This window comes from Variovorax sp. OK212 (assembly GCF_900112425.1).
Taxonomy (GTDB): Bacteria; Pseudomonadota; Gammaproteobacteria; order Burkholderiales; family Burkholderiaceae_C; genus Variovorax.
The window spans coordinates 78,830-92,378 of record NZ_FOLP01000006.1 but is presented as its reverse complement, the minus strand read 5'-3'; the positions used below and the strand labels follow the sequence as shown (position 1 = coordinate 92,378).

General features: G+C 69.7%; 9 protein-coding genes. 2 read left to right on the top strand and 7 right to left on the bottom strand.

The genetic code is table 11. From position 1 onward, the window contains the following. The 6 genes from BM004_RS19345 to BM004_RS19320 form a co-directional block, all read right to left on the bottom strand. Positions 1 to 3,357, bottom strand: a complete 3,357-nt coding sequence (locus BM004_RS19345; RefSeq protein WP_093215892.1) for an error-prone DNA polymerase — start codon at positions 3,355 to 3,357, stop codon at positions 1 to 3. Then, positions 3,350 to 4,705 carry a Y-family DNA polymerase gene (locus BM004_RS19340; RefSeq protein WP_093215889.1) on the bottom strand — a complete coding sequence of 452 codons (1,356 nt, stop codon included), beginning with the start codon at positions 4,703 to 4,705 and terminating at the stop codon, positions 3,350 to 3,352. The genes BM004_RS19345 and BM004_RS19340 overlap by 8 nt, the downstream gene beginning before the upstream one ends. Next, positions 4,674 to 5,483, bottom strand: a complete 810-nt coding sequence (imuA, locus tag BM004_RS19335; protein ID WP_093215887.1) for a translesion DNA synthesis-associated protein ImuA — start codon at positions 5,481 to 5,483, stop codon at positions 4,674 to 4,676. The genes BM004_RS19340 and imuA overlap by 32 nt, the downstream gene beginning before the upstream one ends. A gap of 106 nt (positions 5,484 to 5,589) precedes the next feature. After that, entirely contained in the window at positions 5,590 to 8,034 is a 2,445-nt protein-coding gene (locus tag BM004_RS19330; protein ID WP_093215884.1) for a TonB-dependent siderophore receptor, read from the bottom strand. Between the two features lie 125 nt (positions 8,035 to 8,159). Next, complete coding sequence (locus tag BM004_RS19325; protein WP_093215882.1) at positions 8,160 to 9,194, bottom strand: FecR family protein; 1,035 nt, start codon at positions 9,192 to 9,194, stop codon at positions 8,160 to 8,162. After that, on the bottom strand, positions 9,191 to 9,784 hold the full coding sequence (locus BM004_RS19320; protein WP_093215879.1) for a sigma-70 family RNA polymerase sigma factor: 594 nt from the start codon (positions 9,782 to 9,784) through the stop codon (positions 9,191 to 9,193). The genes BM004_RS19325 and BM004_RS19320 overlap by 4 nt, the downstream gene beginning before the upstream one ends. Before the next feature lie 178 nt (positions 9,785 to 9,962). Here BM004_RS19320 and BM004_RS19315 point away from each other — a divergent pair, with 178 nt between their 5' ends. Then, the gene (locus tag BM004_RS19315) at positions 9,963 to 11,099 is read left to right on the top strand and encodes an ABC transporter substrate-binding protein (RefSeq protein ID WP_093215876.1); all 1,137 of its coding nucleotides are present in this window, start codon (positions 9,963 to 9,965) and stop codon (positions 11,097 to 11,099) included. Here BM004_RS19315 and BM004_RS19310 read toward each other — a convergent pair whose 3' ends face one another. After that, a complete protein-coding gene (locus tag BM004_RS19310; RefSeq protein ID WP_093215874.1) occupies positions 11,100 to 11,990 on the bottom strand; it encodes a LysR family transcriptional regulator in 891 nt (296 codons plus the stop codon). Positions 11,991 to 12,133: 143 nt separating this feature from the next. On the opposite strand from BM004_RS19310, the gene BM004_RS19305 reads away from it, so the two are divergent. Continuing rightward, positions 12,134 to 13,507, top strand: a complete 1,374-nt coding sequence (locus BM004_RS19305) for a M20 metallopeptidase family protein (protein WP_093215871.1) — start codon at positions 12,134 to 12,136, stop codon at positions 13,505 to 13,507. Positions 13,508 to 13,549 lie beyond the last annotated feature (42 nt).

The window sequence follows — 13,549 nt, the reverse complement described above, 5'->3', positions numbered from 1 at the left end:
TCAATGAAAGTCCCGGCTCGTGTTGCTCTGCGCAAGCCGGCCCATGAGTGGCGTCAGGTCCTTGAAGCCGGTGGCGACCAGGTGCTGCACCTTGCCGCCGCTGTCGTCGTCGCGCTGCCATGTGCCTTGCACCGCCAGCAGGTGCGACTTGAGCAACGGCTCGCGCCAGGCGTCGATGACATGGTTCCACACGATCACGTTGACGTTGCCGGTTTCATCTTCCAGCGTCACGAAGATGGTGCCGTTGGCGGTCTGCGGCCGTTGTCGTCCTTTGACGATGCCGCAGGCGCGCACAGTCTGACCCGTCTTCGCTTCCCGCAGCTCGGCCGCGCTCAGCAGGTGCATGCGCGCCAGGCGCGGGCGCAGCAGCGCGAGCGGATGGCGGCGCAGCGTGAGGCGCAGCGCCGCGTAGTCGCCCACGATCTCCTCGCCCTCGGGCGCGGCCGGCAGCAGCAGCGCCTGCTCGTTGATCGGCACCCCCTTGAGCAGCCCGGGCGCGCGGCGCTGGGCGGTGGCGTCCCACATCTGCTGGCGCCGGTGGCCCGACAGCGACATCAGCGCATCGGCCGCGGCCAGTGCCGCCATGTCCTTGCCGTCGAGTTCGGCGCGCAGGGCCAGGTCTTCGGTGCTGGTGAACGGGGCTTGCGCGCGGGCGGCCAGCAAGCGCTTGGCGCCGGCCGCGCTGAGGCTCTGGATGCGGTTGAACCCGAGCCGCACCGCGGGCTGGTTCCCGTTGCCCAGGCGCTCGGCATAGCGGGCATCGGTGCCGCCGGGCATGCGCGGCGCATCGGAGGCGCGGGCTTCGAGCGTGGTGTCGATCTCGCTGCACATGACATCGACAGGGCGCACCTCCACGCCGTGGCGGCGCGCGTCCTGCACCAGCTGCGAAGGGCTGTAGAAGCCCATCGGCTGGGAATCGAGCAGCGCCGCGAGAAAGCAGGCGGGCTCGTAGTTCTTGAGCCAGCTGCTCACCGTGACCAGCAGCGCGAAGCTCGCGGCATGGCTCTCGGGGAAGCCGTAGTCGCCGAAGCCGAGGATCTGCTTGAAGATGGCTTCGGCGAAGCTGGCCTTGTAGCCGTTGTCGGTCATGCCATCGACGAGCTTCTTTTGGAACTTCTCGAGGCCGCCCTTGCGCTTCCACGCAGCCATGGCGCGGCGCAGCTGATCGGCCTCGTCGGCCGAGAACCTGGCCGCGATCATCGCGATCTGCATCACCTGCTCCTGGAAGATCGGAATGCCCAGCGTGCGCTCCAGCGCGGGGCGCAGCTCTTCTTTCTCGTAGTGGATCGGCAGCTTCTTGCGCACCCGCTCGCGCTGCTTGAGGTACGGATGCACCATGCCGCCCTGGATCGGCCCCGGCCGCACGATCGCCACCTCGATCACCAGGTCCTCGTACGTGCGCGGCTTCAGGCGCGGCAGCATCGACATCTGCGCCCGGCTCTCGATCTGGAACACGCCGACGGTGTCGGCGTCGCAGATCATGTCGAACACCTTCGGGTCGTTGCTGGGCACCTGGTGCATCCGCACCATCGAGCCCCGCCAGCGGTTCATGTGGTCGAGCCCGCGGCGGATCGCGCTGAGCATGCCGAGCGCGAGCACGTCGACCTTGAGCATGCCCATGGCCTCGAGGTCGTCCTTCTCCCATTGGATGACGGAGCGGTCTTTCATCGACGCCTTCTCGACCGGCACCAGCCGCGTGAGCCTGGTGTGCGTGAGCACGAAGCCGCCCACGTGCTGGCTCAGGTGGCGCGGGAAGCCCTTGAGCCGCTGCGTCATCTCGATCCACTGCACGAGCTTGAGTTCGTCTTCCTGCACGCCGGCGCGCTCGCACGCGGCGTTCAGCTGCTCGCCGAGCAAGGTGTCGTCGAACCAGTAATGGTCTTTCGCGAATTCGTCGATCAGCCGCTCGTCGATGCCAATGGCCTTGCCCACGTCGCGCAACGCGCTGCGCGAGCGGTAGCAGATGACGACGGCCGCGATGGCCGCGCGCTCGCGGCCGTATCTTTCGTAGATGTACTGGATGACCACTTCGCGCCGCTGGTGCTCGAAGTCGACGTCGATGTCGGGCGGCTCCTTGCGGTAACGGCTCAGGAAGCGCTCGAACAGCAGCGTGCCCTTCTCGGGGTCGATGGCGGTGATGCCCAGGCAATAGCAGACCGCCGAATTGGCCGACGAGCCGCGCCCCTGGCAAAGAATATCTTGCGACTTGGCGAAGGCGACGATGTTCTCCACCGTGAGGAAGAACATCTCGTATTCGAGTTCGACGATCAGGTTGAGTTCTTTCTGGACTTGCTCGCGCACCTTGCCGGGAACACCCTGCGGGTATCGGCCCTGCGCGCCTTCCCACGTCTTGCGCGCCAGTGTCTGCGCCGGCGTCTCGTGATTGCCCACGGTCTCGAGCGGGTACTTGTAGTTCTCGCGGATCACCCCGGGGTCGAACCTGCACCGCTCGGCCACGACCAGCGTGTTGATCAGCATGTCGGCCAGGTACAGCTCGGCCAGCCGCATGCGCGGGCGCAGGTGCCGCTCGGCATTCGACTGCAGCGCGAAGCCGCAGTCGGCCACCGTCTTGCCTTCGCGAACGGCCGTGAGCACGTCGTGCAGCGGCTTGCACGAGCGCGCGTGCATGCGCACGTCGCCGCCCGCCACCAGCGCAACGCCGGCCTGCTCGCCGGCCTGCATCAATGTGACGAACCAGAGGTCGTCGTCGAGCTCGTTGAACAGCTCCACCGCGAGCCACAGGTTGTCCGCATACAGCGCCTTGGCGGCGGCCAGGTCTTCGTGCAGCGTGGCCGTGTCCACCGCGCCGCCCGGGTTGCGGTTCGGCACGAAAAGCACCTGGCAACGCTGCAGCGAGGCCACGCCGCTGCCCTCCCAGCTCACGCGGTATTCGCCCTTGGGCAGCTCGGTGGTGCGCGCGGCGGTGATGAACTCGCACAGGTTGCCCCAGCCTTCGGTGTCGTTCGCGATCACCACGAGCTTGAAGCGCTCGAAATGGAATTCGCTGCCGAACAGCAGGCGGAAGTCGGGGTTCCGAGGAATCTTCGGCTCCTCGGGGTGCTCGCGCTCGTATTCGTCCATCTTCGCGGGCAGGTCGCGCAGGGCCACATGCGCCCGCACGATGCCCGCCACCGAGCATTCGTCGGTGATGGCCAGCGCCTCGTAGCCGAGCTGGTAGGCACGCTCGACCATTTCTTCCGGCGTCGACGCGCCGCGCTGGAAACTGAAGTTGGTGAGGCAGTGCAGCTCCGCATAGTCCGGCAACATGCGCGCGAGCTTCTTGCGCATCGGCAACGGCAACGCATGCACCTTGGCGAGCTGGCGCTTGCGTTCCTGCTTGTCGCTGAGCTCAGGCATAGAACCCCTGCAGGTACCAGCGCACCTCGCCCGAAGAAAAGCGCGCCGAAGGCCGCTCGCGAAAGATCCACACCAGCCCGGCCTCGGGGCTTTCGGCCACGTAGTAGTCGCGCATGGCGGGCTGGCCGCCCTCTTCCTTGTCGCCCCACCAGCCGGCCTCGACGCGCTGCGGCCCGATCAGCCTGCTCAGCGGGCCGCGGTGGCAGGGGCGCTCGCCGTCCATCTCGAGCAGCAGCGGCTCGGGCAGCAGCCACGGCGGGTAGATGGCGTCGGGTTGCGAGGCCACAGCCTGCGCCTCCTTGCGGGCCTTGTCGGGCACCGTCTCCTTGTGCAGCGCGGGCCGCCACGCCTGCTTGCGCTCCGGCCGGTGGTCGGCCTGCGCCGACGGCACCAGCACCTGCTGCGCGCCGAGCCGCACGCTGAGCCGCTCGACCATCTCGTGCAGCTTGTCGCCTTTGCGGTTGTCTTCGGGCAGGAAGCTGGTGCTGGCGCCGGCCCACGGGTCGGTTTCGAGCGTGCGCAGCTTCAGCCAGCTGGCGGGCGCGGCCAGCGTGGCGAGGGCGAGCTTTTCGGACAGCAGGCGGCGCAGGTGCGCCATGTCCTGCGTGGGCTCGGCCGTGCGCACGGTGACCTGCTGGTGCGGCGGCAGGTTCACGCCGTTGAAGCGCTTGAGGTCGAGCGTCCATTGCAACTCGAGCGCGCGCGCGCCGCGCTGCCGCCCGCGCAGCCAGATCTGCAGGGCCGACAGCAGCCGGTTGGCCGACCACATGAGCTCGGGCCCGGTCTCGGCCAGCGCGGGCAGTTCGAGCTTCTGCTCGAACACGTCGGGCAGCGTGAGCCAGGCGTGGCTTTCGGGGCGCAGGCCCCAGGCGGCGTCGAGCGCCGCGCGCAATTCCGCGCCAAAGCGCCGCGTGAGGCCGCCGCGCGGCAGCGCCGCCACGTCGCCCCAGGTGCGGCAGCCCAGCCGCGCGAGCAGATCGAGGTGCGTGCGCGCGGCGCTCAGCGTGTCCAGCGGCAGGCCGGCGGGCAGGTCCTTCGGGCGCTGCTCCTGGCGCACGAACAGGCGCAGCCGCGCCAGCGCGATCAGGCTGGTGGCGCCTTGCGCGCCCACCATGCGCACGTCGCTCGCGGGGTTGTCGGCCAGCAGCTGGCGCATAAGCTGCAGCCGCCCGCCCCACAGGCGCTCGCAGGCCGAGACCTCGAGCATCAGCGCCTCGTCCTGCCAGGCGACGTGGGGCGTGTAGTGCAGCGCCCACCAGCCCAGCGCTTCCGGCGTGGGCAAGGTCAGGCTGTCTTCCGTCGTGGGCGTGTCGGCGTCAAGCAACCACCGCAAAGCGATCCAGTGCATCCTGGCTCCCTCCTTTCCACGCATCGATGCGCACCACCTTGGCAGCGTGCGTGGTCTCGCTTTCGAGCACCGTGCCCTGCTGCTGCAGGCGCAGCTTGCGGCGCAGCCGGGCGGCGGCCAGCAGCGCGGCCATGCGCTCGTTGCGCGCCGGCAGCATCACCGGCGCGGCCAGCGGCGGCCCGCGGCGCTTGAGGATGTGCAGCTCGATCTGCGACGCGTCGGCCTCGCAGCGCTCGGCGCGCAGGCGCAAGCGCGCGGGCGACGCCGACAGCGACACCGAGGCGGGCCGGCACACGAACAGCATCAGCTCGTGCTGCGCGGCCGCCAGCTGCAGCCGCCGCAGCTCGGCCACCCTCGCCTGCGGCAGCCAGGCCACGACGGCGGCCACGTCCGCGCAGCGCAGCGCCTGCTCGCAGGCCCACAGGCGCGCGGCCGGCGCCTCGCTCTTGACCCACATCAGCGAATCCACCGGCAGCCCCTGCGCCGCCAGCGACGCGCCGCAAGGCTCGTAAGGCGCGCCGACCAGCACCACCGGCCCGCCGCGCGCCTGCACCGCCTGCGCCAGCCCGGGCAGCAAAAGCCGCCAGACATGGGCTTCGGGCGCAGCCTGCAGCAGCTCGGTCATGGCGCCCACCGGCCAGCCGCCGCCCGGCAGCTGCGCGTCGAGCGCGGCGTGGCCGGTGGCGACGACCTGCGCGTCGGCCAGGCCGAGCTCGTCGGCATGCCAGACGCCGCGGCCCGCGGCAGCGGAAAAGGAGTCGAGGAAAGGGAGGCCCATGGTGCAACTGTTAACTGTATTTTTATACAGTATTTTCAGCAGCGCAACCCAAGCCCCCCAACGCCTTCGAATCGGCCCGGCGACGGGCGCCGGGCCGGTGAGACCCTCAGAACTTTCCGCGCAGGGTCAGCATCACGCTGCGGGGTTCGCCGTAGAAGTTCGAGCCGAAGGCCGCCCAGACCCGCTGGTAGTAGACCTTGTCGAACAGGTTGTTCACGGTCAGCGTGGCCTCCAGCTTCGGGTTGAAGCGGTAGCCCACCTGCAGCGCGGCCACGGTGTAGGGCTTCTGCTCGAACTTCACGTCGCCCGTCAGCCGGTAGGTGCTGCTCACGCTGCGCAGGCCCCCGCCCACGCTGAAGCCTTCCAGCGGCGAACCGGCGGCAAAGCGGTACCGGGTCCACAGGTTCAGCGTGTAGCGCGGCGCGATGTAGGTGTAGAGCTGCTGCTTCTGCTCGTCGGTGCCTTCCAGCGTCTTCGTGCGCGTGTAGGCATAGCCCGCGCTCAGGTCCCAGCCGGGCCTGATGCGCCCGGTGATCTCCGCCTCCAGGCCCTCGGTGCGCATCTTGCCGGCCGCGATGGAGAACAGCAGGTTGTCGGGGTCGGTCATGGCGCGGTTCACGTCCTCCATGCGGAACAGCGCCACGTGGGCGTTGGCCTGCTTGTCGAACAGCTCGGCCTTCAGGCCCACCTCGGCCTGCTTGCCGGTGCGCGGGCGCAGCGTTTGGCCGGCCACGTCGGTCGCGGTCTGCGGCGAGAAGATGCTCGAGTAGCTGGCATAGGCCGACACGGCGTCCGTCAGCTCGTACACCAGGCCCGCGAACGGCGTGAACTTGTGGTCCACCTTCGAGCGGGTGTCGGTGAACTGGTTGAAGTAGGCGTTGCGGTTGTGCGCCGTGTTCTCCCACCAGCTCAGGCGCCCGCCGAGCACCACCGCTAGGCGGTCGCTCGCCTTCAGGTTGGCGCGGGCATAGGCGCCGTACTGGATGGTGCGGCTGTCGTTGCCGTTGGCGAAGGTGTAGCCGGGCTCGGGCACGTTGTTGTCGGGCTGGTAGGCGTTGATGTACGCGCCGTCGCCACCGCCGTACTGGAACACCTTGCGGATGTTGCGGTAGTCGCCGCCCACGGTGAGCTGGTGCGTGCGACCGAAGGCCTCGAAGGGCGTGGTGACGAACGCGTCGGCGCCGTAGGTCTTCCAGTGGCTGCGGTAGGCCCAGCTGACCAGGCAGCTGTCGCCCGTGAGCGGATCGACCGAGCAGTCCGACCAGCCGAACTTGCGCGCCGGCTCGTCCTGCTCGCGGTACACCAGGCTCAGCTTGGCGCGCCCGCCGTTGGCCAGGCGGTGGTCGACCTCGCCGAAGTACTCCTTCACCTCCTCTGTGATGTGGTTCCAGGCGGGGTCGAGGTTGGTCGAGCGCCGCACATCCAGGAAGGTACCGTCGGTGTACGCCGGCAGGCCGAAGGCCGGGCGCCCCTTGTACTGCTGGTAGGTGATGCCGCCCGTGAGCGTGGTGTCGGGGCCGACGTCGACATCCACCGTGGCGTACAGCAGCGGCTTGCGCGAGTTCACGTAGTCGACGAAGGAGTGCTTGTCCTGGTAGGCCGCCACGATGCGCCCGCGCACCCTGCCCGATTCGCTGAGCGGCCCGGTGACGTCGACCTGCGCCTCGTACTGGTCCCACGAGCCGGCCGAGAGTTCGTAGCGCGCCGCAAAGTCCTTCTGCGCGCGCTTGCGCACCAGGTTGATGGTGCCGCCCGGATCGCCCGCGCCCTGGAACAGGCCGGCGGGTCCGCGCAGCACCTCGACGCGGTCGTAGACCGCCAGGCCGAAGCCGGTCGACAGGTCGTTGCCGGTGCTCGCGGGCGTGGACACGCCGTCGATCTGCACCGTGTCCATCGCGTAGCCGCGCGAATAGAAGTTGCCATGGTTGCCGCCGGTGCTCGAAGTCTCCACCGAGATGCCGGTGACGGTGCGCATGGCGTCGTTCAGGCTGGTGATGTTGCGGTCGTCCAGTTGCTGGCGGGTCAGCACCGACATCGACTGCGCAATGTCGCGCAGGCGCTGCTCCTGCTTGCCCAGGGTGGTGGCATGGGCCGCATAGGAGCCCGTGCCTTCGGACACGGCGCTGGGCTCGGCCTGGGCCGTCACCAGCACTTCCGCCAGGGGAACGGCGGCGGCAGGTGCGGGTTCGGATGCCGGGCGCGCCTCGGCGGCGCGGCGCACCGACCAGTTGCCGCTGTCCGTGCGCACCAGCTCCAGCCCGCTGCCCGCGAGCGCGGCGCGCGTGGCCTGCGCCGCCGTCAGGCTGCCGCGCACGGCCGGCGCGCTCAACCCGCGCACCAGGTTGGCGTCGATGCTGATCTGCTGGTTGCTGGTGCCCGCGATGCGCGCGAGCGCACTGCCCAGCGGCTGGGCAGGCAGGTCGTACACGTGGGCCGTGCCGTCGGCGGCGGCCACGGGTGCCGGCGCCTGGGCGTGGGCATGCAGGTGGCACGCCAGGGCGGCCACGGCCAGCGCCATCAGGCAGGGGCGCGAAGGGAAAAGTGCGGGCATGAAGTCCTCGGGAAAAGGCGGAATGTCGAAGGGGTCCCGAGACTTGTCGTTCGAGCTGAGAAAAGTGTTCAACTTTTTTCGGCTTCGTTGCGCGCGGCCGCTGCCGCGTCTCTCGCTGCGCCGCCCTACAGGCGCTCGATGACCACCAGCCAGTGGCCCTGGAAGGTGCGCACGCTGATGGGCAGCGTCTCGCCCAGCGCGGTCAGCGCACGGTGCGTGTCGTCCAGCGCATAGGAGCCGTACACACGCAGCGCCGCGGCTTCGGGGCTCACGCGGATGAAGCCCGCGCGGTAGGCCCGCAGTGCCTGCACCACCTCGCCCAGCGTCTGGTCATGCGCCTCCAGCATGCCGTGCTGCCAGGCCGCGGTGGCCGCGGGCGATTCGTCGGACCGCACGATGCCTTCCGGGCCGAAGCTGGCGCTGAAGCCTTCGGGCAGCGTCTGCGTCTGCCCCTGCGCCGTGCGGATCTCGACGCTGTGCTCCAGCATGCCGACATGGCTGCGCGCCTCGCCCTGGCGCACCACGAAGCGGGTGCCCAGCGCGCGCAGCGTGCCGTGCGCGGTGCGCACGATGAAGGGCACGCCGCTCGCGTTGCCCGTGCTCCGCATGGGCGCGGCCTGCGCCACGAGGGCGCCCTGGCGCAGCGTGACGGTGCGGTGCCCGGCGCGAAAGTCGACGTCGGCGGCCGAGCGCGCATCCAGCGTGAGCCGGCTGCCGTCGGCCAACGTGAAGTCGCGCCGCTCGCCGGTGCCGGTGCGCAGGTCGGCACTCAGCTGGGACAGCGGCAGGTGGCGCTCGGCCAGCAGCGCCGCCCCCGCTGAGACCCCGCCAATGCCGAGCGCGCCGCGCAACAGGCGGCGGCGCTGGCGTTCGCGCGACGCCTGCCGCGCCAGCACCTCGCCCAGCAGAGCGCCCAACGGAGCGCCAGAACCCGGAAGGCCTCCCGGGCGCCCCTCTTGCGCCGTGCCCGCCTGGCGCGCGGGCGCCAGCGTGGCGTCCAGCGTGCCCGCCAGCCGCTGCCACGCCGCGCTGTGCGCCGGGCTGGCGGCGAGCCAGGCGTCGAAGTCGCGGCGCTCGGCGCCGCCGATGCTGCCCGAATGCAGCACCACCAGCCAGCCCACCGCCGCCTGGGTGGCGGTGTCCAGTTCCATGGCGGTCATGGCTGCGCGGCTTGCACGGGGGATGCGAGCAGTGCGTGGGGTGCGCCCTGCAGAGGCCCGCCGATGCCGGCCTGCTGGCGCGCCATGGCCAGTGCGATGCGGCCGAAGGCATCGGCCATGTGGCGGCGCACCGTGCTGTGCGAAATGCCGAGCTCGGCCGCGATCGCGTGGTAGCCCAGCCCATCGAGCTGGGACAGCAGGAAGGCCTGGCGCGCCTTGAGCGGCAGGCCTTCGAGCGCGCTGGCGATGTGCTCCAGCGTCTCCAGCAGCACGGCGCGCTCCTCGGGCGAAGGCGCCAGCTCGTCGGGCCGCAGGGCCAGTGTGTCGAGGTAGGCGCGCTCCAGCTCGCGGCGGCGCCAGAGCGTGAACAGCAGGCGCTTGGCGATGGTGGTCAGGAAGGCCCGCGGCTCCTTGACCGCCTCGAGGTCGCGCTGGCCCAGCACGCGCACGAAGGTCTCGGAGGCCAGGTCCTGCGCATCGGCCATGTTGCCCAGGCGTGCCTGCAGGCGGCCCGTGAGCCAGGCATGGTGGCCGGAGAAGAACTGCTGCGCGGGGTGCAGCGGGTCGTGCGCGGAATGTGAGGCGGGCATGGGGGCGCCATTCTAATCAGCAAATGAGAATGACTTTCATCTAAGGTGCGTGCCGCGCCCCCGCCCTCTCCACCCTCGCCGCTTCCCGTTGGCAGCACCAGAGACAAAGATCGATTTACCCGCAAGGACCACCGCCTTAAGATCGGCCAGTTAACACTTTGTGACTTTTTTACACAAAATGATTCGCCTGATCGCCGCCGCCTTTTCCGTCGTGTCCGCTTTCACCCTGGCACTGGGCCCTTCGCTCCCCGCGCAGGCGCAAGCGCAGGCCCGGCCCATCGTCATCGGCCAGACCTACGTGAAGACCGGGCCGCTGGCCTCGCTGTCGACCGAGCCGCTGGTCGGCATCCGCGCCATGTTCACGGCGCTGAACGCCAGCGGCGGCATCAACGGGCGGCCGGTCGAGCTGCGCCAGCTCGACGATGCCTACGACCCCGCCAAGGGCGCGGAGAACGTGAAGACCTTCGTGGGCGAAGGCGCGGTCGGCATCCTGATGCCCATCGGCACCTCGTCGTCGGTGGGCGCGCTGAAGGCGGCCAACGAACTGAAGATTCCCGTGGTCGGCCCGTACACCGGTGCAGGCCCGGTGGTGAAGTTCACGGACTACGGTTTTCCGGTGCGCATCAGCTTCGACGAGGAATACAGCCGCATCGTGAACCACCTCTTCACGATCGGCCTGTCGCGCATCGCCTTCGCGCACAACGACAACCCGGGCGCGCGCTCGGCGATGGAGAGCACGCAGAAGTTCATTGCCGAGCGCGGCGACAAGATGGTCGGCAGCGTGGCCATCAAGAACGACGGCTCCGACGCAGGCGAACGCGCCGCCGAGCTGGCCAAGCTCAAGCCCAAGGCGGTGGTGCTGTCGGCCACCAACGACGTGGCGGCCAAGTTCATCACGGCCTACCGTGCGGCCGGCGGCGAGACGGCCTTCTATTCGTTCTCCTTCCTCAACGGGCAGAAGCTGTTCCAGGACATCAAGAAGGACGCCGCCGGCGTGGTCATCTCGCAGGTGGTGCCCTACCCGTGGAACAGCGCCATGCCGGTGATTGCCGAGTACCAGGCCGCCATGAAGAAGATCGGCGCCACCGAGTTCAGCTACGCCAGCCTCGAGGGCTACGTCACGGCCAAGGTGATGGTCGAAGGGCTGAAGCGCGCGGGCGCCAACCCCACGGCCGACTCGCTGCAGAAGGGCCTGGAGTCGTTCAAGACGCTCGACCTCGGCGGCATCGCGGTAGCCTACCGGCCCGGCGAGCACCGCGGGCTGACCTTCTCCGAACTGTCGATGCTCAAGGCGGACGGGCGCTACCTGCGCTGATCAGGCCTGCACCGTGCGCGCCACGGCCAGCAGCGCCTGCGCGAAGGCCTGCGCCGCGGGCGTGAGCGCCTCGCGGTCGCGCATCAGCAGCGACACGCGCACGTGCGGCAGCTTGTCGGCCAGCCGCAGCGCCACCAGCCCCCTGGACGCCGCCGCCCGCGTGAACAGCGACGACGAGGCCAGCGTCAGCGCGTTGGCCCGCTTCACCAGCGTCATGCCCAGCTGCCACGAATGGCACACCACGATGTCGCGCGGCGGCGGCTCGCCGGCCTCGGCGAAGTGCCCGCGCAGCAGTTCCGCCCCGTAGGTCGGCACGACCCACATCGCCTCGCGCAGCCGCGCCATCGAGCGCACGCGCGCCAGCGGATGCCCCGCCTTGGCGACCACGGCCAGCGGAAAGTCGAGCAGCAGTTCCCGCTGCAAGCCGTCATCGGGCACGGGCTCCAGTTCGCCGAGGATGGCGAAGTCGAAGTCGCTGCGGTTCCACAGGCCGTTCACGTCGGTGCCGCTGAGCTCCTGCAATTCGAGCGCCACGCCGGGCCACCTCGCGCGGAAGTCGAGCAGCGCGTTGGGCAGCAGCCGCTCGACCGCGAACGAGCTGAAGGCCACGCGCAGCGAGCCGCCCGCGCCGTCGCGCAGCTGGGCGATTTCTTCCTCGGCGCGGCGCACCTCGTTGGCCAGCAGCCGTGCGCGCCGCAGCAACGCCTCGCCGATGGGCGTGAGCACCACGCCCTTGGCGCTGCGCACCAGCAGCTGCGCGCCCACGCTGTGTTCCAGCTCGCGAATGGCGTAGGTCATGGCGGGCTGCGTGAGCTTTGCGCCGCGCGCGGCGGCGCGAATGCTGCCGGCCGAGGCCACGGCCTCGAAGATCTTCAGGTGGCGCAGGTTCATGAAGGGGCAACGACGGGGTGATCAGGCATTCTTATCGCTCTCGACTTTTTCGTGTCTTTTCCTTTGTGCCTTCTTTCGCTAAGTTCGGCAACTCCTGCGCACACTTCCTTGCACACCTCCTCGCACATTCACACGACGCCCTCATGAAAATCCGCACCCGCCTCGCCCTGCTGATGTTGTCCGGCAGCTTCCTGCACGCCGGTGCTTCGGCACAGACAACGCAAGACAACAATGCCGCCCTTGCCACGCGCGCGCTGGCCCTGGCGGATGCGTCCGAGGCGCAGGTCATCGAGTGGCGCCGCCACATCCACCAGCACCCCGAGCTCTCCTACCAGGAGGTGCAGACCGCCGCCTACATTGCCGCCGCGCTCGCGAAGATGCCCGGCATCGAGGTGCAGCCCGGCGTGGCCAAGACCGGCATCAAGGCCGTGCTGCGCGGCGGCAAGCCCGGCCCGGTGGTGGCCCTGCGCGCCGACATGGACGCCCTGCCCGTGCTCGAACGCAACGACCTGCCCTTCAGGTCGACCGACAAGGCGCCCTGGCTCAACGGCGAGGTGCCGGTGTCGCACGCCTGCGGCCACGACACGCACGTTGCCATGCTGCTGGGCGCCGCGCAGGCCTTCTCGAAGATGCGCGCGGAGCTGCCCGGCACGGTGGTGTTCCTGTTCCAGCCGGCCGAAGAGCAAGGCCCCGGCCCCGTGCTCAGCGGCGCACCGGCCATGGTGAAGGCCGGCGTGCTCGACAACCCGAAGGTCGACGTGGTGATGGGCCAGCACATCAATGCGCGCGGCCCCTCGGGCACCATCAGCTACCGCCGCGGCGGCTTCATGGCCAGCGGCGACGCCTTCAAGATCTCGCTCAAGGGCAAGGGCGGCCACGGCTCGTCGCCATGGACCGCCAAGGAACCCACCATCGCGGCGGCCGAGATCGTGCTGGCGCTGCAGAACATCGTGAGCCACCAGATCGATCCGCTCGACGGCCCCACCGTGGTGACCGTGGGCCTGCTGCAAAGCGGCAACCGCGTGAACATCCTGCCCGACACGGCAGAGATTGCCGGCACCGTGCGCTCGCTGTCGGCCAAGAACCAGAAGGTGGCGCACGACAACATCCGCCTGAAGGCGCAGAAAATCGCCGAGAGCCACGGCCTCACCGCCGAGGTGACCATCGACACCGGCTACGAAGTGCTGGTGAGCGACCCCGCCGCCACGCAGGCCGTGGCGCAGGCACTGGAAACCGCGGCCGGCGCGGGCAAGGCGCGCGAGTCGCAGCCCAGCATGGGCTCGGAAGACTTCGGCTCGTTCGGCAAGAACATTCCCATCGTGTTCTGGCACCTGAACGCCTCGCCCTTCGGCGACAGGCACGGCGCGCCCAACCACTCGTCGGAGTTCGTCATCGACGAGTCGGCCCTGAAGGTGGGCGTGCGGGCGCTGGTGGGCAGCACGCTGGCGTACATGAACAAGCCTGCGACCACCGCGGCCGCTGCGGCCACCACGGCCACCACGGCCAGCGGCAACTGACCCCACGGGCCGAACGCCCGGTGCGGCGTTTGCGGCCCCGCG